A 17,966-nucleotide genomic window follows, 5' to 3' on the forward strand; every position below is an offset into this window, starting at 1 on the left:
GCCATTCGGACAAGGCGCCGGCGTCCCCGGACGTGAAAAACGCGGCCGGAACCGCGTTTTTCGAGATACGCACGCAGGCAAGCTACTTCACGTGCACCTTGATCGTCTGGCTCATTTCCGGGCCGTAGGAGCGATGCGCGCCGTCGGCGAACTGCATCGTCAGCGTGTGGTCGCCGGGCGGCAGTTTCACGTCGGTTTCGGTCTGGCCCTTGCCGAAGTGGATCGACTTGTCGTCGGCGGGGATCACGAGGCCCTTCTGCACCGGGCCGCCGTCGATCAGGAGATGATGATGACCGGAATTGTCGCCCATCGTGCCGGCGGGCGCGACCTGCATCCCTTCGATGCCGAATTTCACATGCACCGGGCTCGACACGCTCGCGCCGTCCTTCGGTTCGATGAAATAGACGCGCGCGGGCGTCTGCGCTTCTGCCGTCAGCGCGAACAGGAAGCTTGCCGAGAGCACGGTCCCCACCATTTTTTTCAACATCATTTTCTCCTTGGAAGAAAGCGGCCGAAGCGCGCCTTTCGCCGGCCGGACGCAACGCGCGCATCGCGACGCTGTTCGACCGAGCATACACCGGGCTTGCAATCGGGCAAATTGGGTCGAACGCCGGGTGCGCGCGGCGCGGGCGCCTGCGGGGAAGCATTTTCACGATTCCGGTAAGATGCCGGCTGGCTGCATTTTTCGCCGCGCCGTCCAGGCGCCCGTTGCAATCCGCAAAACGAAACAAAAGAGTCTGTCGTGAGTGAAGTTCTGGAATACAAAAGCTGGGTCTGCCTGATTTGCGGCTGGATCTACAACGAAGAAGACGGCCTGCCGGACGAAGGCATCGCGCCGGGGACCCGCTTCGCCGATATTCCCGCCAGCTGGCGCTGCCCGCTCTGCGACGTGGGCAAGGAAGATTTCGCGGCCGTCGAGTTCTGATTTCCGCCGCTTAAGAGGCCACCGCGATCAGTTCGCGGCTTGCCGCGCTGACGCCCGAGCGGTCCCAGTCGCCGTACCGTTCAACCGTTCCGAAGCCGGCCTTCGTCAGCAGGTCCGCGAGTTCGTCCTGATCGCGAAAGCGCAGTTCGCTCGCCGCGACCAGCGTTTCCCCCGTCGATTCGAACCGGTAGTGCGTGTCGAAACGCACGCGGCCGCCCGATGACGCGTCCTGCGGATCTGGCGTGGCGTCGCGCTCGTGCCAGACGTCCACGCCGCCGACGCCCGCCACGTCGATGCGCCGCGCCGATTCCGCCTTCGTCCATCGCTCCCACGCCTGCGCCGCCGGATCGCGGCTGTCGAACGCGATCCGCCCGCCGTTGCGCAACGCGTAGCGCGCGGCGCGGAGCGTCTCGAGCAACGCGTCGTCGTCGAGGAAAACCTGCGCGACGTGGCGCGTCATCAGTACGAGATCCATCGGGCCGGTGAACGCGAGCGCCTTGGCATCGCCTTCGATCCAGGTTACTTCGTCAGCGTGCGATCGTTTGCGCGCGACCCGCAGCATTTCAGGCGACGGATCGATGCCCGTCACGCGATGTCCCTGCTGCGCGAGCGCGCACGCGAGCAGCCCGGTCCCGCAGCCGAGATCGGCGATGCGCGCAGCGCCTTGCGCGAGCTGAAGGTAGAACGCCGTGTCGGGGCCGGCGGGATTGAGCGCGTCGTAGAGGGCGACGAGGCGCGGGTCGGTGTAGAGCATCTGCGACATCGGCGTGTGCCTAGCGGCTCAGGTACGCGAGCGCATCGCGCATTGGCTGGCTCGCGATCATGATCGGGCCGGAGAACGGCGTGTCGAGGTCGAAGATCACGAGCACGGTGAGCGCGATCGAGAGCGCGCCGAGCGTGATCGTCACGAGCGAAAGCGCATTGCGCGGCGCGATCAGCCCGAAACACAGGAAGATGATCATCAGCCAGCCGATCAGGATCCGGTCGAACGGATACGAAATCGAGCCGTGCGCCTCTTCGATCAGCTTCCAGCGCTGCGTGATGAGGCGCTCGAAACGCGCGAGATTCTCGGCGGCCAGTTTGACGTGAAACGAGTCGCGCGGTTCAAGCTGCCGCACGAGCAACTGACCGCGTTCGAGCATCGCGCCGAGTGTGGGGCTGTCGAGATTGTCGGTGCGCGGCTCACTGCCGGCGATTTTCGGATAGTCGCCCGGCGGCGGCGTCTCGTTCGGCCAGGTGCTCGCGATCGCGGCGGCGGTGTAGCTGCGCAGCAGCGTGCGGGCGCCATCGGCGTCCGGGCCGTATTCGCGCAACGCGTGATCCAGCTGGATCAGCGAGGAGGCGTAGGTGCGGATGTCGTTGTCGGTCGTATCGAAGACGGATTTCGCCGATGCCGTCAGCAGCCCGAGCACCAGCGCCGCGAACGTCACCAGCATGCCTACGACGAGCTGCACGAGTTGCACGGTCTCCTGCGCCTTGTGCTCTTCGGGCAAGAGCGGCCGGACGATGGCACCGACGGCGGTGCTGGCGAGAAGCAGGACGAAAACGAGCGCGGCGGATTCGATTTCGGTCATGGCGATTCACGGACGGATCGAAGGGCGACGGGCGGAGTGTCGCATGATCGGCGGGGATGCGGGCAGGCGTGCGTGTAACGGGCGTTTCGCGGAGAGAGGGGGCTGCGGGACGAGGCGATGAGGACTGCTGGTCCCCCCGGCAGGAATCGAACCTGCATCTAGCGCTTAGGAGGCACTCGTTCTATCCATTGAACTACGGGGAGCGATCCGGTTGCGCGAGCGGCGCGGGATCAATGTGTGCATCCGGCTTCGATGCTTCTTCCTAAACGAAGCGCCGGCGCTGGCTCCGACGGGGCATCGCCAGCGAGCGCAGAGTATAACAAACACCGTCACGCGCCATCTGGCTTGCGAGAAAACAATCGGTTTAAGGGAAAGTACTGATCAAGCACGCGCCATCGCCGCCGATAGACAGTGATGGACCACCCCGATACCAGGCCTCAAGGCGCGTTTTCGGCGCTGTTGGCAGACCAGGATCTCACGCACCTCGAACTGGTGCTGGCGCGCTCGCTCGAATGCGATTTCGGCGGTCCGATCCTGCCGCCGGGCTACTGGCGCGAGCGGCTCGCGGAGGTCACGCGCGCGTCGCACCTGTCGCACACGCAGATCCAGACGGTCCACCGCCTCTATCTGCGGATCGACGCCTTCGAAACCGCCGAGCGGCAACGGGACGAAGAACGCTCGCGCGCGGCGAATGCGGCCGCGCCGATCGCCGATGCCGGCCGCGTCAGGAAGCCACGCAGCGCCTGAGCGCAGTCGACAAGCCAGCGCTCTAACGCCGGTGCCGTATCCACCCGTCGCGCATGGAATGAAGGTGCGTCGCGGGCCGCATCAGCATGCACCGGCGGTGTTCGTCGCGCCAGTCGTGCGCAAATGCGACGATCGCCACGGCCAGCAGCCCGGCAAGCCCGACCAGCAGGTTGGAGAAGTCCTGCATGGAGCCCTCCTCGTCCGATTGCAGCCATGCTTTCATCATCGGTCAGAATGCCGCCGCCGGAACCGCCTTCAAACGCCTCAGGCCCCGCGCCGCGCCTTCTGCAACTGCGCGTGCGCCGCGAGCCGAACCGCCGCGTTCGCCGCGCCGTAGCCGTCGTAGCCGCCGCGCCGCTCGATGATCTCCAGGAAGAACCGCTGATCGAGCTGTTCCGTATAAGCGTGGAAGAACTCGCCGCCGCGCTCGTCGCGGTCGTAGAGGATATTGTGCTCGCGCATGGCGTCGATCTGTTCGTCGGGCAGCGAATAGCGCGCCGCCAGATCGTCGTAGTAATTGCGCGGAATGCGCAGGAACTGGACGCCGTCGGCGGCGAGTCGCGGAATCGCATCGAAGATGTCGGGCGTGCTGAACGCGACGTGGTTAAGGCCGGAGCCACGATACGTCGCGAGCGATTCCACCACCGCCGTGTAGCGGTCCACCGACGCGTTCAGCGCAATGCGCACCGAACCGTCGCGGCTTCGCACGGCGCGGCTGCGCACGAGCCCGTAGGGATCGGGCACGAGCACGCTGGGCTCGGTCTCGAAGCCGAACGCGGTGCGAAAGAACAGCACCCAAGTGTCGAGCGCGTCGGCCGGCAGCGACAAACACACGTGATCGATGCGTTCGAGCGGCCCGACCTCATACGGCCCGTCGATGTCGGTCAGGATGAAATCCGATTCCCACAGCGTCGGCGCGCCGGGCGCTTCGTCGACGAAATATTCGAGGCTGCCATCGGGCGCCTGCACGCCGGGCAGCACGCGCTCGTTCGGGCCGACGCGCCCCGAAAACGGCGTGTAGCCGTAGGCCGCGGCGCGCTCGAACGCGCATTTGGCGTCGTCGACGCGAAACGCCGATGCGCACAGCGACAACCCGTGCTGCTGGAAAAACGCGCTCGCGAACGAATCCATCTCGGCGTTCAGCACGATCGAGCCGGACCCGTGCCGATACAGCGTGACATCCTTCGAGCGATGCCGGCCCGCGAGCCGAAATCCCAGCTTGCCGAGCCAGCCGGCGACTTCGCCGCGCGTTGCGTCGTCGACGGCGAATTCGAGGAACTGGAAGCCGACGTGCGCGGGCGGCGCGGGCGGATCGAAGAGGATGTCCGGTGCCTTGTCGCCGAGCACCGCGCGCGTCTGTTCTTCGAGAAAGCGGAGCGACCGGTGGCCGTCGGCGGCGGTGACGTTGGTCGGCGCGGCGCGAAAGCCGTCGTTGAAGATTTCGAGCGACAGCGGCCCCGTATAGCCCGCTTCGAGCACGCGCGCCGTGAAGGTCGCGACGTCGAACGCGCCCTGGCCCGGGAAGCAGCGGTAGTGGCGGCTCCATTCGAGCACGTCCATCGCGAGCACGGGCGCGTCGGCGATCTGCACGAACGCGATCTTCTCGCCCGGAATCGACGCGATTTCGTCGACGGAATCGCGGATCGACAGCGTGTGAAAGCTGTCGAGCACGAGGCCCAGGTTCGGATGATTCACGGCATCGACGAGCCGCCACGCGTGCTTGTACGAATTCACGTGCCGGCCCCACGCGAGCGCCTCGTAGCCGACGATCACGCCCGCCTCTTCGGCCGCGCGCGCGAGCACGCCGAGCTGGTCGGCGATCAGCGCATCGTCGGCGATCGTCTCCGGCGACACGTTGCTGCACGCCAGCATGCGGTCCGTGCCGAGTGCGTGCATCAGCTCGAACTTGCGCTTCGCGCGCTCGACATTGCGCGCGAGGCGCTCGGGCGAAACGCCCTCGAAGTCGCGAAACGGCTGGAACAGGTAGATGGCCAGACCCAGGTCCGCGCAGATGCGCCGCACGTCGGCGGGCGTGCCGTCGAAATAAAGCAGATCGTTCTCGAAGATCTCGACGCCGTCGAAACCTGCCGCGCGGATCGCGTTCAGCTTCTCGACCAGCGTGCCGCTGATCGAGACCGTCGCGATGGAAGTCCGGATGGAACGCAGCATCGCTGCCTCCTTGTAATGCAGTGGAAATGCGTGACGAGCAGGCCTGCAAGACCCGTCCAGTGTAGGCCAATCCCACAGGACGCGCGAAGCGGCCACGGCGTTCGCATTCGATAGGCTCGATCCTGCCCGGCGATGGTATAACAAACTAACTAGATCGTACAAATACGGACAAACACCGACACGCGTTTCTGTCGCAGCGCAGCAGCGTTTTCCATCGACGCGCGCAAAAAGCAGAACGGCGGCCGAAGCCGCCGTTTTCTGCGCTCGTTTCAGCCGTTGCGGCGCATGAACCGCAACACCGCATCGACGATCATCTCGCGATGCCGCACGCGCGAGCGCGGCCCGGAAGGATCGCGCCCGAACGCCGCGCCCCAGGTATGCCGGTTCGCGACGCGGTGAAAGCAGAAGGAACTGATCATCAGATGCAGGTCGATCGGATCGACGTCGTCGCGGAATTGCCCTGCCGCGACGCCGCGCGCGATCAGGTCTTCGATCGTGCGCACGACGCTGGAATTGCGGTTCTTGAAGGTTTTCGATTGTTCGATGTACTTCGCCGCGTGCACGTTTTCGATCGTGACGAGGCGCACGAAATCGCGATGCTTGTCGTGGTAATCGAACGCGAATTCGACAAAATGGCGCAGCGCCGCCTCGGGCTCCATCTCGCCCAGCTGCAGTTCCTGCTCGAGCGCGCGGATGTCGCCGTAGACCTGCTCCAGCACGGCTTCGTACAACCCTTCCTTGCTGCCGAAGTAGTAATACAGCATCCGCTTGGTGGTGTTGGTGCGCTCGGCAATAGCGTCGACGCGCGCGCCTGCCAGCCCCATCGCCGAGAACTCCTGCTTGGCGATTTCGAGGATATTGCGCTTGGTCTCCTCCGGATCGTACTTGCGCCGCGTCTCGGGCGAAGGCACAGCACTGCCGGGCGTTGCGGCCTTACTTGCTTTTTTCATTGTTCTGGCCAAATTTTTAGCTGAAAGCGGCATGTGGAAAACGATTCTAGCACGGTGAAAACGCACGTCCGGCCGTGATTTCAGCCGCCCTTTCCCGCCATGGAGACGCCCTCGCCCGCCCCGCCGTTCGCCTATAATTCGCGCGGCAAACCACAAGGAATCGCATGACGCTCAAGACCGTTCTGACCGGCGCGATCGTCGCCGCCAGCGCCTTCGCCGCGCCGCTCGCGGCCCGCGCAGAAGCGCATGAACGCGTGCAGCACCAGGCGCAACGGCAGGCGCCCTCGCCCGAGAGCCTCGCGATGGAAGGCGCGCGCACCTGCGGCAATATCGCGCGCGGCGCCGCGGACGTCTGCCATATCGATGCCGCGAAAATCGAGCGCTTCAGGACGGCGGCCCGGCAGAACTTCGCCGCCGCGCCCGACTTCGACGGCGCCTGGAAGCTCGGCTACACGGAAGCGCAATCGGCCGTCGATCGCTTCGCGCGCCTCAAGTCGACCGATCCCGCCGAATACGCGAAAGAAATCCACGAAGCCTGCCCGGCGCTCAACCGCGGCATCGACGAAGTGACGAACGGCAAATAGCGAACGCGCGCCCGGCTAGTCCCGCTCGGCGCGCCGTTCGTTCAGCGGATTGTCGTAGTGGGCGCGCTTTTCGGCGTACATGACCGTGTCGGCGCGATGCAGCATCGCTTCCAGCCGCTCGCCCTCCTGCGCGGTGGCCGCGCCCATCGCGAAACTGAGCGGCATGCCGGAGTAGAACTGGTTGTTCACCTCCACGAGCTGGCGAATGCTGTCCATGACCGCCTCGCCGCCGCGCTCGTCGGTGCCCGGCAGCAGCACGACGAATTCGTCGCCACCGATACGCGCCGCCTGGAACGGCTTTTCAAGCGCCTTGCCGAGCACCTCGCCCGCGCGGCGCAGCAGTGCGTCGCCGGCGGCGTGGCCCAACTGGTCGTTCACGCTCTTCAGTCCGTTCACGTCGACCGCGATCGCCGTCACCGGGAACGGGCCCTTGCGCTCCAGCCGGTTGATCTCGTCGATGCAGAACGAACGGTTCTTCAGCTTCGTCAGCACGTCGTGCTTGCCGAGGAATTCGAGGTACGCCTCCGCCTTCTTGCGCGCGGTGATGTCGGTGAGCGCGACGAGCACGAGGTCCCAGTCGCGCTCGTGGCCCGGAAACACCGAAAACTGCAGGTGCACGTGCAGTTCGGCGCCGTCGATCGAATAGTTCATCACTTCGCGCTGGTGAAACAGCTTGTGATCCCACAGCTCGATCAACTGTTCCCGGAAATGATGCTGCATGTCGTCGCGAAAGATGGTCTGAAGGTTCGCGAAGAGCGTCGGCTTGTCGGGCGCGGCGAACATCCTGAGCGTGTGCTGGTTCACGTCGAGCACGTGAATCTCCTGCATGCAACGCTCGACAAACTCCGGGTGCACGTTCGTGAACGTCCGGAAATCGACGATGCCGCGCTCGCGTACGTCGTCGAGCAGCGCCTTCACGGAACTGAAATCCTCCACCCACAGCGACACCGGCGAATGCTCGAAGAGCCCGCGCGCGTAGCGTTCGCTCTCGGCCGCACGGCGCCGCACGTCTTCGAGTTCGGTGATGTCCTCGATCGTGACCAGCACGCGGTCCCAGCGCGACTCGTGTCCCGGCAGAATCACCGCCTTGAGCAGCACGTCGAGCCGCCGGCCGTCGAGCGCGTAATTCACCGTCTGGCTCACGAACCGCGGCTCGCCCGCCCACAATTGTTCGAGCTCGTCGACGTGCGTCGCGAGCATGTCGTCGCGAAACACGCTCGCGAGGTTCTGCACGAGATGATCGACGTCCTTCGCGCCGAAGAGCGAGAGCGTGCGCCGGTTCACCTTGATCACGCGGATGCGCGACGAACACGCGGTGATGCGCGCCGGGTCTTCGGCGAGGTGCGCGCGCAGGTCGGTGACGCCGGCCTCGCGCCAGCTTTCGAACAGCTCGCGCACGGCGCTGAAGTCCTCGAGCCAGAGCGACACGGGCGCGAGATCGAACATGTCGGCGTCGTCGGCGGGGGCGCTCTCGCCGGTCATGGGCCGCTCGGACGGCTGGATGGCTGCGCGGGCGGCGCGCCGCTCGTCATTAGGCATGGGTGTTGTTCCGGCTCGCGCCGGTTCCGTATTTATCTCGACGTATTGATCTCAACGTGCTCGTCTCAATATTCTAGCCCGCCATTTTTCAGCGCCGGTTCCGTGGCCGCCGCAGGTCCGCCGTGCGTCGCGCGACGCGTCGTTAAGCGGGGCCGGATGCTACACTCGACGAGCCCTTTGCCCCTATGCGGCCTTGCTTCAGTTGCGCCGCGGCGGGCATGTTTGCTGCGGCAGGGCGCGAAACATCCGGGCGGGCGCCATGCGCCGCTTATTTCAACCTGTTGAATGGAGGCAAGATTCTCATGGCTGATTTCCGCATCTGGTCCGCCGAGTTTCCCGCGAACGGCTTCATGACGAAGTCGCAGGAATTCGATCAGCAAGCCTTCGGCGGAGCGGGCGAGAACATCTCGCCCGCGTTGCAGTGGGAAGACCCGCCCGCCGACACGCAGAGCTTCGCGCTCACCGTCTACGATCCCGACGCGCCCACCGGCAGCGGCTTCTGGCACTGGGTGATCGTCAATATTCCGGCCGATGTCGGGTCGCTGCCGCGCAATGCCGGCAAGGCGGACGGCAGCCTCTTGCCCGCGGGCGCGCTGCAGTTGAGGAACGACTACGGCACGGTCGGCTTCGGCGGAGCAGCGCCGCCGCGCGGCGACAAGACGCATCGCTATATCTTCCGCATCCACGCCTTGCAGGCGGGCAACCTCGCGCTCGACGCCGGTGCGACCAACGCGGTCGCGCGCTTCATGGTGCATCTGAACGAAATCGATTCGGCGACCTACACGGGCCTGTACGAACTGAAGTGACGCGATGAATTAGCGCGATCCGCGACACGCGGCGGCCCGCGAGGCTTGCCGCGCGCTTCATCCACGCTCCACGCCGCCCGACTCCCCGATCGATGGAAGCAGAACAAGGCCTGCCGTATCCGCAACGCTTCTGGGCGATCCTCGTCATCGCACTCGGCATCACGCTCGCGGTGCTCGACGGCGCCATTGCCAACGTCGCGCTGCCGACCATCGCCCGCACGCTGAACGCGGCGCCCGCCGATTCGATCTGGGTCGTCAACGCCTACCAGCTCACGATCACCATCTCGCTCTTGCCGCTCGCCTCGCTCGGCGACCGCATCGGCTACCGGCGCATCTACATGACCGGGCTCGCGCTCTTCACGCTCGCGTCGTTCGGCTGCGCGCTGTCGAACTCGCTCCTGACGCTGACCTTCGCGCGCGTGATCCAGGGCTTCGGCGCGGCCGGCATCATGAGCGTCAACACGGCGCTCGTGCGCATGATCTATCCGCCGGACCAGCTCGGCCGCGGCGTCTCCATCAACGCGACGGTGGTCGCGATTTCCTCGGTGATCGGGCCGACCGTCGCGTCGGGCGTGCTCGCCGTCGCGCCGTGGCCGTGGCTCTTCGCGATCAACGTGCCGATCGGACTCGCCGCGCTCGCGATCTGCACGCACGCGCTGCCGCGCACGCCGGGCCATCGCGAACCGTACGACTACGTGAGTGCGCTGATGAACGCGCTCTTCTTCGGCTTCGCGATCACGGCCGTCGACGGCCTCGGTCACGGCGAGCATCGCCCGTATGTGATCGCCGAATTTCTGGTGGCGGGCGTGATCGGCTATTTCTTCGTGCGCCGCCAGTTGACGCAGCGCGCGCCGCTTCTACCCGTCGACCTGATGCGCATTCCGGTGTTCGCGCTCTCCGTCGCGACGTCGTTCTGCTCGTTCGCCGCGCAGATGCTGGCTTTCGTCTCGCTGCCGTTCCTGCTGCAGGACGGTTTCGGCATGACGCAGGTCCAGACCGGCTTCCTGATGACGCCGTGGCCGCTCGTCATCGTGTTCGTCGCGCCGCTCGCGGGCGTGCTCGCGGATCGCTACTCGGCGGGCATCCTCGGCGGCATCGGGCTCGCGATCCTGACCGGCGGTCTCGTGCTGCTCGCGACCACCGGCATGCATCCGGCGCCCGTCGACATCGCCTGGCGGATGGCCGTCTGCGGACTCGGCTTCGGGCTCTTCCAGTCGCCGAACAACAGGCAGATGCTGTCTGCCGCGCCGCGTCACCGCAGCGGCGGCGCGAGCGGCATGCTCGGCACGGCGCGCCTTTCCGGACAGACGCTCGGCGCCGCACTCGTCGCGCTGATCTTCGGCGTCGCACCGCAGCACGGCGCGGTCATCACGCTGTACGCGGCGGCGGCGTTCGCGGCCGCCGCCGCGATCGTGAGCCTCATGCGGCTCGCAGGCAAACGCCGCGCGGAAGCCGTCTGAGCCCGCGCGCATCCCACGCACTCCACGCTCCCCCGCGCCGACTGCCCGCTCCGCTGGGCACACCCCTTGCTGCCGTCGAGTCGAGGGTTCCGCACACCCGGAACCCATCCCACAGGCTTATCCAGCAATAAGGAGAGTGTTTTCATGGCTACTTCACTCAATGATTGCAAGGTCGCGATTCTGGCGGTCGACGGCTTCGAACAGGCCGAACTCGTCGAGCCGCAGCGCGCGCTGAAGGAAGCCGGCGTCGAGGTCCACGTGATCTCGCAAAAGCCGGGACAGATCCAGGGATTCAAGCACGTCGACAAAGGCGACAGCGTCGCGGTCGATGCCACGTTCGATCAGGTCAAGGCGTCGGATTACGACGCGCTCGTGCTGCCGGGCGGCGTCGTGAACGGCGATGCGATCCGTCTCGACGCGCAGGCGCAGGGCTTCGTCAAAGCCATCAATCAGGCGAAAAAGCCGATTGCGGTGATCTGCCACGGCGGCTGGCTGCCGATCTCGGCGGGCATCGTCTCGGGCCGCACGATGACGAGCTGGCCGAGCCTGCAGGACGACATCCGCAATGCGGGCGGAACCTGGGTCGACCAGGAAGTGCAGATCGACGGCAATCTGATCACGAGCCGCAAGCCCGACGACCTGCCCGCCTTCAACAAGGCGCTGATCGACGCGCTCGCGAAGGGGAAACAGGCCGCGTGAGCGCGAGAACCGCAGGAACAGGAGGATGCATGCCGAACCATTTCGCTTTCAACCGCCGACGTGAAACACCTTCCACGGCGCAGCCGTCGATGCGCATCTGGGTGAAAAAGAGCGTCGCGGCGCTCGCCCTCGCCGCCGGCTTCGTGCCGCTCGCCCCTGCGCAGAATGCACCGGCAAGCGCGGCATCGGAGAAACTGTCGGCGACCGATCAGCAGTTCGTGCAGGACGCCGGCACGGCCGGCGCCACCGAAATCGCCGCGAGCAAGCTCGCGCTCTCGAAATCGAGCGATGCGCAGGTCAAGCGCTTCGCCGAGCGCATGATCGCGGACCACACCAAACTCGCGCGCAATCTCGACGTCGTCGCGAAGCGCCACGGCATCACCGCGCCGGCGAGCGCGGATTCGTCGGTGGTCGGCAGCCTGCAAAATCTTCAAGGCGCCGACTTCGACAAGGCATATATTGAAAAGGTGGCGGTCGGCGGCCATCAGAAGGCCGTCGAGCTCTTCAAGCAGGAAAGCGAAAACGGCAACGACGCGCAATTGAAAGGCGCCGCGGCCAAGGCGCTGCCGATCATCGAGCACCACTACCAGATGGCGCAGCAGCTCGCGAAGGCCCGCGCATGAGCGCCCTTCCCGCTTTTCCCCATCGTCCGGCCTATGAGGACTCGACCATGCACATCACCTTCGCGGAAGATCCGCCCGTTTTCGACGGCGTCGACCTGGTGATCAACTTCACCGCACTCGTCGACGGCCAGTCGGTCGTCTGCTCGATTTCCGCCGAGGCGCTGGAGGACCATTTCGCCGCGGCCTCCGCGCGCGAGGAGGACCTGATGCCCGCCTACGAACAGGGCCGGCCGCGCATCCGCGCAGTCTGCGCCGAAGCGCTCGACGAGAACGGCGGACAGCCGGTCGTGCTGCGCAGCGGCCTCTTTCGCGTCGCCGGCATGGAGCCGAAGTAGGCGCACCGCTTTCCTACCTGACCCACTCGAAAACGGAGGCACCATGTCGCTCATCATCGCGGGCCGTTTCCAGACATTTCCGGCCGCCGAGTCCGCCGCGCAACGGCTTTTCGCTCGCGGCTTCGTCGAGGAAGACGTCACGCTCTTTTTCGTCAATCCGAGCGGGCAGCACGCCCGGCATCCGATCGGCGGCGACGTCGGCACCGATGCGGGCGCACAGGCCGCGCCGAAGGGCGCCGGTCGCGGCGTGACGATCGGCGCGGTGATCGGGGCGGTCATCGGCGCGGCGGTGTTCGCGGTCTTCAAGGCGCCGTTGCTCGTGTCGGCGGTGGCGGCGGGCGTCGGCGCGTATATCGGCTCGCTCGCGGGCGCGATGTCCCATACGCGCAAGTCGAAGCCGGGGTCGACGACCTCCACGGCCAACGAGGAAAACGCGCGGCACGCGGGCGTGCTGGTTGCCGTGCATGTGTCGCCGGAGTCGCAGGACGACGCGGCGTCGATCCTGCGCGAGGCCGGCGGCATGGACATCGAACGCGCGTCGGGTCGCTGGAAGCAGGGCCGCTGGAGCGACTTCGATCCGTTGCAGCCGCCGCATCCTGTCGGCGAGTATGCGCAGCGACGCGCATGAAGACGAAGGCCGCCCGAGGGCGGCCTTGTTTTTTGTGCGGCGGTGCTAGACGAAAAGCGGATCGCGCCGCGCGCGGGGCATCGTGCTCAGCTCGTCGACCGGCTGTTCCTCACGCGGCATGGCGCAGGTTGCGCGCAGCAGGCGCGTCGAGTGGCGCTCGTCGGCGGAATCGCAGGTCTCGCGCTCGACCGGTCGTGTGGATTGCGCTTCGCCGGGCGAATCTCGCACGTCCATCGTATGTTGTCGGACCTGCATGACGAGCGCCGCCGTGACGATCGCCACGAAGACGAGCAGCTCGCGATAGTTGATGCTCATGTGATTCTCCCAAGTCGTCGTTATGCGCGTCGCGGTCGATGCCGCGCGCTGTTGGATGTTTCGTCGAACGACGGTAAAAGCAAGCGACGTGCCGCGCGGCACGCATCGCGCGCAAGCGATGTCGGCGGCACAACCCCGCACCAGGCACGCTGCATGCGTTAGCCCAAGGGACCGCATCCCGCACGGGGATTTCACTGCGGGAAACTTCGATCAACAAGGAGGTATTACATGAGCACGAATATCGTATCGGTACTCAATGATCTCGTAGAAACGTCGAAGGACGGTGAAAAGGGCTTTCTCAAGGCAGCCGAAGACACGCGTGACCCGAGCCTGAAGCTCCTGTTCCAGAATCGCGCGGAGGACTGCCAGCGTGGCGCGCGCGAACTGCAGGACGTCGTGCAGCGCCTGGGCGGCAAGCCCGAAACCGGCGGCACGGTCGCAGGCGCGCTGCATCGCGGCTGGGTCGACGTGAAGTCGGCGGTGACGGGCCGCGACGATCACGCGATTCTCGCCGAATGCGAGCGCGGCGAGGACGTCGCGAAGAAGAACTATCGCGATGCGCTCGACAAGGATCTCCCGGCCGACGTGCGCGCAGTCGTGGAGCGCCAGTATCAGGGCGTCATCCAGAATCATGATCGCATCCGCGATCTGCGCGATCAGTACGCCGCTGCGAAGTCGTAATGCGCCGGTGAAGATGGGCTTGAGCGGCCGTCATCGACGGTCGCTCGGTAGTCCGGCTGATTGTTTCTCAGGGCCGCCGCTCGCTGACGCGAGCGGCGGCTTTTTATCGGCTGCGGGCGCATGACGCAAAAAAGCCCGGCCGCTTGCGCGGCCGGGCTTGGTGTTCCGTCGGAGACTCGCGCAGCTTACTGCGGCTGGCCCTTGTCGTTCGTGCCGAGCGACGATGCCGCCGCAGCAGCCGACGCGCCCTTCAGCTTATGCGCCTTGTTTTGCTGATGCAGCGTCGTGCCCTTCGATGGCTTCGTCATCGCGCCCGATGCCATGTTCATCGAATCGGCGCCCGCCGACGTGCCGTTCGACTGACCGCCGCCCGCCGCGCCGCCCGCATTCTGCGCGAACGCCGGCGCCGCGCAAGCCATCGCGAGCGCACCGATCAAGGCAAACTTCTTCGTGTTCTTCATCGGAATCTCCTTGTATTGCGGCCGTTGCATCGGCGACATGCCGTGGCGAACCGCGATGAGTGACGTCCCTGTTCAACGTGCTTCGAGATCGTACATCGTTGTGCATCGTTGCTGCTTAAGGCGCTTGCATCGTCGAGCCGCGGCACCGGCCGGAACCGGCGCCGCGGCCTTCCCGCTTATTCGGCTGCGATCTTGAGATGGTTCTTCACGTGGGTCACGCCCGAGACCTTCGAGACCACGTCTTCCGCCGCCGTCCGGTCCTCAGCCGACGGCACGGTGCCCGTCAGCGAAACGACGCCCTTCACCGTCTTGACGTGAACATGCGTCGACTTGACGTTCTTCGCGCCGAGCAGTTCAGCCTTGACCTTGGTGGTGACGGCGCTGTCGTCGACCTTCTGGCCGACGGACGTGCCCGTCGAGTCCGATGCTGCCGTCGTCTGAGCGGTTGCGTTGAGAGCAAACACAACTGCTGCGATACCGCCGGCTGCCTTCAGGAATTGGGTCGTTTTCATGGAAACTCTCCTTCTTTTCAGTTTTAAAAGTACGGTCTCGCCCTGACTGCCTTACCGCTTGAGCGCGCGGGGGACCGTTTCATTGGCACTGCCTGTCGTTACTTCGTGTACGTCACGCCCCGTAGCGACGCGATCGTGCAACGACTACCGCAACTTGCGTGCCGGGCCCCATGAAACGCGCCGCGCGCGGCCGCGGGCAAAGCGCTCGACTCCCTGTCGCGACGCGGTTTTGCAGGTAGCCGAGATAGTTTCGCCCCGTGCATTTTTCAACATGTGGGTACCTGCCCGGACGACTCGCCCATGCGCTGCGGTTTTGTCGGACGCTGTGTAAAAACTGCGTGGAAGCGACCCTCGAAGCCCCGCGCAATCCGCGTGCACGCACCGCAAAAGCCCGGCGCCATACGGCTTTGACACAACATGGCACGACCGTTGCTTAATAGGGCGTCACGAAAGCCGATTCTGTTCAAGAACAAACGAGGACTACCACGCAATGCCGCCTTCCCTAGAACTTCGCACCAAGCAAAGCCTTGCGCTCACACCGCGTCTTCAACAGTCGGTTCGCCTGCTGCAGCTTTCGTCGCTCGAGTTTCAGCAGGAACTGCGCAATGCCCTCGACACCAACCCGTTCCTCGAATACGACGAGTCGCAGACCGAGGACAACGCTCTTAGCAACGACAACGGCAGTTCGATGAGCGAAACGACGCCCGCCGCGTCGAGCGAAACGGCCGAAGCGCCGCTGGCCGCCGACAATGCAGCCGATTCGGTCGACAGCAGCGATTCCTCGTCCCACGACGATGCGGGCAGCGAGTTCTCTTCCGACCCGTTCGGCCGCACGACGGCGTCGCGCACGAGCGGCGACGGCGAAGGCTCCGATCCGGCCGACTGGGTCCGCATCGAGCCGTCTCTGCACGACACGCTGCACGATTCGCTGCGCCTTTACCCGCTGAACGACCGCGATCGCGCGACGGCCCAGTTGATCATCGAAGCGCTCGACGACGACGGCTATCTGCGGCAAGACCTGTCGGAACTCGCGGCGCTCGTCGATATCGAGCCCGAACTCACCGAAGACGAGCTGACGATCGCGCTCAAGCTCGTCCAGTCGCTCGACAAGCCGGGCGTCGGTGCGCGCAACCTGTCGGAATGCCTGTCGCTGCAACTCGAAGCGATGCCGTCCGACACGCCGGGGCGCTCGGTCGCGCTCGAAATCGTCAATCATCACCTGGAGCGCCTTGCACGGCGCGAGCAGGCCGAACTGCAGAAGAAGATCGGCTGCAGCGCGGACGAACTGCGCATCGCCTGCGCGCTCGTGCGCAAGCTCGATCCCAAGCCGGGCGAGAACTACGGCCAGGCCGAGGACAACTACGTGGTCCCGGACGTGATCGTGCGTCAGGTGAAGAAAAGCTGGGTCGTGACGATCAATCCGGCGGTGCTGCCGCGCGCGCGCATCCACCGGATGTACGCGGAACTCTTCGCGCAGTCGGCGGGCGCGAGCCGTTCGCCACTCGCGCAGCAGTTGCAGGAAGCGCGCTGGCTGATTCGCAATGCGCAGCAACGTTTCACGACGATTCAGCGCGTCGCGGAATGCATCGTGTCGCATCAGAAGGCGTTCTTCGATTACGGCGAGATCGCGCTGAAGCCGCTCGTGCTGCGCGATGTCGCCGACGAGCTGGAACTGCACGAATCGACGATCTCGCGCGCGACGGGCAACAAGTACATGGCGACGCCGCGCGGCATCTTCGAGTTCAAGCACTTCTTCCCGCGCGAACTCAGCACCGAGAGCGGCGGCACGTGCTCGGCCGCGGCCGTGCGCGCGCTCCTGAAGGAAATGATCGCGAAGGAAAACGCGGCCGATCCGCTCTCGGATGTGAGCCTCGCGAAGATGCTCGCGGATCAGGGCGTGATCGTCGCGCGACGGACCGTCGCGAAGTACCGGCATCTGATGAAGGTGCCGCCCGCGGAGTTGCGCCGGCAGGCGTGATCGTTCGCTTCATCGCGTGATGCTGAATATGCCTTCGAGGTCGCACTCGAAGGCATATTTTTATCGCCAGCCCGCCTCGCGATGCGTGCGCTTTCTCGCTGCCGTCGCCGACAGTTCGGCGCCGAGCAGGAACACCGCCGCCGAGTAATACAGCCACATCAGGATGACCGCGAGCGATCCGGCCGCGCCGAACATGTTCGCCGTCCCCGCGTGGCTCAGGTAGAACGCAAAAAGCCGCTTGCCGCCTTCGAACATCAGCGCCGCCGCGACCGCCCCCAAGAGCGCGTCGCGCCACTTCATGCGCGCGGTCGGCAGGAACTTGAGCAGCACCGTGAACGCGAGTGTCAGCATCGCGAGCGAAATGGCGCGCTGCGTCGCGCCGGCGAGCACGAGAAACGGACTGCCGTCGCCGAAGACGAGATGCCCGACCAGTTCGACGGACGCATCGAGCACGAGCAGCGCGACGACCATCAGCCCGGCGCCGACCACGAGCCCGAACGACATCACCCGCACGCGCAGCAGCCCGACGATGCTGTCCCGCGTGCTGACGGCGGGCGTCGGCCAGATGACGTTGAGCGCGCTGTGCAGCGATGAAAACGTCGCCGATGCGCCGACGAGCACGCCCGCGCCCGAGAGCAGCGCCGTGCTGCGGGCGATGTCGGCGTGCCACGCGTTCGCGACGATCGCTTCGAGCGCGCGCGCCGCGTCCGCGCCGACGACGCCGCTGATTTCGTCGAAGAGGCGCCCCTGGACGGCGTCGGCGCCGAAGAAGATGCTCGCGACCGCGATCACGATGACGAGCGTCGGCGCGAGCGAAAACGCGGCGAAGAACGAGATCGACGCCGAGAACATCAGGCAGTGGTCCTGCGACCAGTGCACGATCGGATCGACGGCCCACGCAAGCCAGCCCCGCCATTTCGACGTGCTGCCCACTGCGACGGGTGAGGATTTCGGCGATGTGTCGTCGTTCATGCGTGGGC

General features: G+C 65.7%; 22 protein-coding genes and 1 tRNA gene. 11 read left to right on the forward strand and 12 right to left on the reverse strand.

Features of this window, described 5'->3' with window-relative positions; all coding sequences use genetic code 11:
• Positions 1 to 82: 82 nt before the first annotated feature.
• The gene (locus AWB66_RS04170; protein ID WP_407642265.1) at positions 83 to 475 is read right to left on the reverse strand and encodes a DUF4399 domain-containing protein; all 393 of its coding nucleotides are present in this window, start codon (positions 473 to 475) and stop codon (positions 83 to 85) included.
• A 267-nt stretch (positions 476 to 742) separates the two neighbouring features.
• On the opposite strand from AWB66_RS04170, the gene AWB66_RS04175 reads away from it, so the two are divergent.
• The gene (locus AWB66_RS04175) at positions 743 to 925 is read left to right on the forward strand and encodes a rubredoxin (protein ID WP_062634664.1); all 183 of its coding nucleotides are present in this window, start codon (positions 743 to 745) and stop codon (positions 923 to 925) included.
• 10 nt (positions 926 to 935) lie between these two features.
• Here AWB66_RS04175 and AWB66_RS04180 read toward each other — a convergent pair whose 3' ends face one another.
• From AWB66_RS04180 to AWB66_RS04190, 3 genes are all read right to left on the reverse strand, one after another.
• The gene (locus AWB66_RS04180) at positions 936 to 1,688 is read right to left on the reverse strand and encodes a class I SAM-dependent methyltransferase (protein WP_327353628.1); all 753 of its coding nucleotides are present in this window, start codon (positions 1,686 to 1,688) and stop codon (positions 936 to 938) included.
• A 10-nt stretch (positions 1,689 to 1,698) separates the two neighbouring features.
• Positions 1,699 to 2,499, reverse strand: coding sequence for a bestrophin-like domain (locus AWB66_RS04185; RefSeq protein WP_087629013.1), 801 nt, complete (start codon positions 2,497 to 2,499; stop codon positions 1,699 to 1,701).
• A gap of 128 nt (positions 2,500 to 2,627) precedes the next feature.
• Positions 2,628 to 2,702, reverse strand: a tRNA-Arg gene (locus tag AWB66_RS04190).
• 211 nt (positions 2,703 to 2,913) lie between these two features.
• On the opposite strand from AWB66_RS04190, the gene AWB66_RS04195 reads away from it, so the two are divergent.
• Positions 2,914 to 3,246, forward strand: a complete 333-nt coding sequence (locus tag AWB66_RS04195; RefSeq protein WP_235020979.1) for a hypothetical protein — start codon at positions 2,914 to 2,916, stop codon at positions 3,244 to 3,246.
• A gap of 22 nt (positions 3,247 to 3,268) precedes the next feature.
• Here AWB66_RS04195 and AWB66_RS04200 read toward each other — a convergent pair whose 3' ends face one another.
• The 3 genes from AWB66_RS04200 to AWB66_RS04210 all read right to left on the reverse strand — a co-directional run bounded on the left by AWB66_RS04200 (position 3,269) and on the right by AWB66_RS04210 (position 6,365).
• On the reverse strand, positions 3,269 to 3,472 hold the full coding sequence (locus tag AWB66_RS04200; protein ID WP_087629014.1) for a hypothetical protein: 204 nt from the start codon (positions 3,470 to 3,472) through the stop codon (positions 3,269 to 3,271).
• Between the two features lie 38 nt (positions 3,473 to 3,510).
• A complete protein-coding gene (locus AWB66_RS04205; protein ID WP_087629110.1) occupies positions 3,511 to 5,403 on the reverse strand; it encodes a bifunctional sugar phosphate isomerase/epimerase/4-hydroxyphenylpyruvate dioxygenase family protein in 1,893 nt (630 codons plus the stop codon).
• A gap of 281 nt (positions 5,404 to 5,684) precedes the next feature.
• A complete protein-coding gene (locus AWB66_RS04210) occupies positions 5,685 to 6,365 on the reverse strand; it encodes a TetR/AcrR family transcriptional regulator (protein ID WP_087629015.1) in 681 nt (226 codons plus the stop codon).
• Between the two features lie 164 nt (positions 6,366 to 6,529).
• On the opposite strand from AWB66_RS04210, the gene AWB66_RS04215 reads away from it, so the two are divergent.
• Positions 6,530 to 6,949 (forward strand): hypothetical protein, encoded by a 420-nt coding sequence (locus AWB66_RS04215; RefSeq protein ID WP_235020980.1) that lies wholly within the window; start codon positions 6,530 to 6,532, stop codon positions 6,947 to 6,949.
• A 15-nt stretch (positions 6,950 to 6,964) separates the two neighbouring features.
• On the opposite strand, the gene AWB66_RS04220 is transcribed toward AWB66_RS04215, so the two are convergent.
• On the reverse strand, positions 6,965 to 8,431 hold the full coding sequence (locus AWB66_RS04220; RefSeq protein WP_087629016.1) for a sensor domain-containing diguanylate cyclase: 1,467 nt from the start codon (positions 8,429 to 8,431) through the stop codon (positions 6,965 to 6,967).
• A 359-nt stretch (positions 8,432 to 8,790) separates the two neighbouring features.
• Here AWB66_RS04220 and AWB66_RS04225 point away from each other — a divergent pair, with 359 nt between their 5' ends.
• From AWB66_RS04225 to AWB66_RS04250, 6 genes are all read left to right on the forward strand, one after another.
• A complete protein-coding gene (locus tag AWB66_RS04225; protein ID WP_087629017.1) occupies positions 8,791 to 9,294 on the forward strand; it encodes a YbhB/YbcL family Raf kinase inhibitor-like protein in 504 nt (167 codons plus the stop codon).
• Between the two features lie 92 nt (positions 9,295 to 9,386).
• The gene (locus AWB66_RS04230; RefSeq protein WP_087629018.1) at positions 9,387 to 10,754 is read left to right on the forward strand and encodes an MFS transporter; all 1,368 of its coding nucleotides are present in this window, start codon (positions 9,387 to 9,389) and stop codon (positions 10,752 to 10,754) included.
• Between the two features lie 144 nt (positions 10,755 to 10,898).
• On the forward strand, positions 10,899 to 11,453 hold the full coding sequence (locus AWB66_RS04235; protein WP_087629019.1) for a type 1 glutamine amidotransferase domain-containing protein: 555 nt from the start codon (positions 10,899 to 10,901) through the stop codon (positions 11,451 to 11,453).
• An 89-nt stretch (positions 11,454 to 11,542) separates the two neighbouring features.
• Complete coding sequence (locus AWB66_RS04240) at positions 11,543 to 12,076, forward strand: DUF4142 domain-containing protein (protein ID WP_087629112.1); 534 nt, start codon at positions 11,543 to 11,545, stop codon at positions 12,074 to 12,076.
• A gap of 47 nt (positions 12,077 to 12,123) precedes the next feature.
• A complete protein-coding gene (locus AWB66_RS04245) occupies positions 12,124 to 12,411 on the forward strand; it encodes a DUF1488 family protein (protein WP_087629020.1) in 288 nt (95 codons plus the stop codon).
• A 43-nt stretch (positions 12,412 to 12,454) separates the two neighbouring features.
• The gene (locus tag AWB66_RS04250; protein WP_087629021.1) at positions 12,455 to 13,039 is read left to right on the forward strand and encodes a hypothetical protein; all 585 of its coding nucleotides are present in this window, start codon (positions 12,455 to 12,457) and stop codon (positions 13,037 to 13,039) included.
• Between the two features lie 45 nt (positions 13,040 to 13,084).
• On the opposite strand, the gene AWB66_RS04255 is transcribed toward AWB66_RS04250, so the two are convergent.
• Complete coding sequence (locus AWB66_RS04255) at positions 13,085 to 13,354, reverse strand: hypothetical protein (protein WP_087629022.1); 270 nt, start codon at positions 13,352 to 13,354, stop codon at positions 13,085 to 13,087.
• Between the two features lie 228 nt (positions 13,355 to 13,582).
• On the opposite strand from AWB66_RS04255, the gene AWB66_RS04260 reads away from it, so the two are divergent.
• On the forward strand, positions 13,583 to 14,035 hold the full coding sequence (locus AWB66_RS04260; protein WP_062634643.1) for a PA2169 family four-helix-bundle protein: 453 nt from the start codon (positions 13,583 to 13,585) through the stop codon (positions 14,033 to 14,035).
• Positions 14,036 to 14,220: 185 nt separating this feature from the next.
• Here the strand turns inward: AWB66_RS04260 and AWB66_RS04265 are convergent, their stop codons facing one another.
• Both AWB66_RS04265 and AWB66_RS04270 read right to left on the reverse strand, forming a co-directional pair.
• The gene (locus tag AWB66_RS04265) at positions 14,221 to 14,496 is read right to left on the reverse strand and encodes a hypothetical protein (RefSeq protein ID WP_087629113.1); all 276 of its coding nucleotides are present in this window, start codon (positions 14,494 to 14,496) and stop codon (positions 14,221 to 14,223) included.
• Between the two features lie 176 nt (positions 14,497 to 14,672).
• Positions 14,673 to 15,008: a BON domain-containing protein gene (locus AWB66_RS04270; protein WP_087629023.1), complete on the reverse strand. Its 336-nt coding sequence runs from the start codon at positions 15,006 to 15,008 to the stop codon at positions 14,673 to 14,675.
• A gap of 490 nt (positions 15,009 to 15,498) precedes the next feature.
• Between AWB66_RS04270 and AWB66_RS04275 the strand changes: the two genes are divergently transcribed.
• On the forward strand, positions 15,499 to 16,986 hold the full coding sequence (locus AWB66_RS04275; RefSeq protein ID WP_087629024.1) for an RNA polymerase factor sigma-54: 1,488 nt from the start codon (positions 15,499 to 15,501) through the stop codon (positions 16,984 to 16,986).
• Between the two features lie 60 nt (positions 16,987 to 17,046).
• Here the strand turns inward: AWB66_RS04275 and AWB66_RS04280 are convergent, their stop codons facing one another.
• Positions 17,047 to 17,958: a YihY/virulence factor BrkB family protein gene (locus AWB66_RS04280; protein ID WP_087629025.1), complete on the reverse strand. Its 912-nt coding sequence runs from the start codon at positions 17,956 to 17,958 to the stop codon at positions 17,047 to 17,049.
• Positions 17,959 to 17,966 lie beyond the last annotated feature (8 nt).

Source organism: Caballeronia telluris, assembly GCF_001544495.1.
Taxonomy (GTDB): Bacteria; Pseudomonadota; Gammaproteobacteria; order Burkholderiales; family Burkholderiaceae; genus Caballeronia; species Caballeronia telluris.

Bases quoted from the DNA above. Each gene is read 5' to 3' on its own strand.
- AWB66_RS04170 (WP_407642265.1), bottom strand. From the start codon at position 475: ATGGTGGGGACCGTGCTCTCGGCAAGCTTCCTGTTCGCGCTGACGGCA.
- AWB66_RS04180 (WP_327353628.1), bottom strand. From the start codon at position 1,688: ATGTCGCAGATGCTCTACACCGACCCGCGCCTCGTCGCCCTCTACGAC.
- AWB66_RS04185 (WP_087629013.1), bottom strand. From the start codon at position 2,499: ATGACCGAAATCGAATCCGCCGCGCTCGTTTTCGTCCTGCTTCTCGCC.
- AWB66_RS04195 (WP_235020979.1), top strand. From the start codon at position 2,914: ATGGACCACCCCGATACCAGGCCTCAAGGCGCGTTTTCGGCGCTGTTG.
- AWB66_RS04200 (WP_087629014.1), bottom strand. From the start codon at position 3,472: ATGATGAAAGCATGGCTGCAATCGGACGAGGAGGGCTCCATGCAGGAC.
- AWB66_RS04210 (WP_087629015.1), bottom strand. From the start codon at position 6,365: ATGAAAAAAGCAAGTAAGGCCGCAACGCCCGGCAGTGCTGTGCCTTCG.
- AWB66_RS04215 (WP_235020980.1), top strand. From the start codon at position 6,530: ATGACGCTCAAGACCGTTCTGACCGGCGCGATCGTCGCCGCCAGCGCC.
- AWB66_RS04220 (WP_087629016.1), bottom strand. From the start codon at position 8,431: ATGACCGGCGAGAGCGCCCCCGCCGACGACGCCGACATGTTCGATCTC.
- AWB66_RS04225 (WP_087629017.1), top strand. From the start codon at position 8,791: ATGGCTGATTTCCGCATCTGGTCCGCCGAGTTTCCCGCGAACGGCTTC.
- AWB66_RS04230 (WP_087629018.1), top strand. From the start codon at position 9,387: ATGGAAGCAGAACAAGGCCTGCCGTATCCGCAACGCTTCTGGGCGATC.
- AWB66_RS04235 (WP_087629019.1), top strand. From the start codon at position 10,899: ATGGCTACTTCACTCAATGATTGCAAGGTCGCGATTCTGGCGGTCGAC.
- AWB66_RS04240 (WP_087629112.1), top strand. From the start codon at position 11,543: ATGCGCATCTGGGTGAAAAAGAGCGTCGCGGCGCTCGCCCTCGCCGCC.
- AWB66_RS04245 (WP_087629020.1), top strand. From the start codon at position 12,124: ATGCACATCACCTTCGCGGAAGATCCGCCCGTTTTCGACGGCGTCGAC.
- AWB66_RS04250 (WP_087629021.1), top strand. From the start codon at position 12,455: ATGTCGCTCATCATCGCGGGCCGTTTCCAGACATTTCCGGCCGCCGAG.
- AWB66_RS04255 (WP_087629022.1), bottom strand. From the start codon at position 13,354: ATGAGCATCAACTATCGCGAGCTGCTCGTCTTCGTGGCGATCGTCACG.
- AWB66_RS04260 (WP_062634643.1), top strand. From the start codon at position 13,583: ATGAGCACGAATATCGTATCGGTACTCAATGATCTCGTAGAAACGTCG.
- AWB66_RS04265 (WP_087629113.1), bottom strand. From the start codon at position 14,496: ATGAAGAACACGAAGAAGTTTGCCTTGATCGGTGCGCTCGCGATGGCT.
- AWB66_RS04270 (WP_087629023.1), bottom strand. From the start codon at position 15,008: ATGAAAACGACCCAATTCCTGAAGGCAGCCGGCGGTATCGCAGCAGTT.
- AWB66_RS04275 (WP_087629024.1), top strand. From the start codon at position 15,499: ATGCCGCCTTCCCTAGAACTTCGCACCAAGCAAAGCCTTGCGCTCACA.
- AWB66_RS04280 (WP_087629025.1), bottom strand. From the start codon at position 17,958: ATGAACGACGACACATCGCCGAAATCCTCACCCGTCGCAGTGGGCAGC.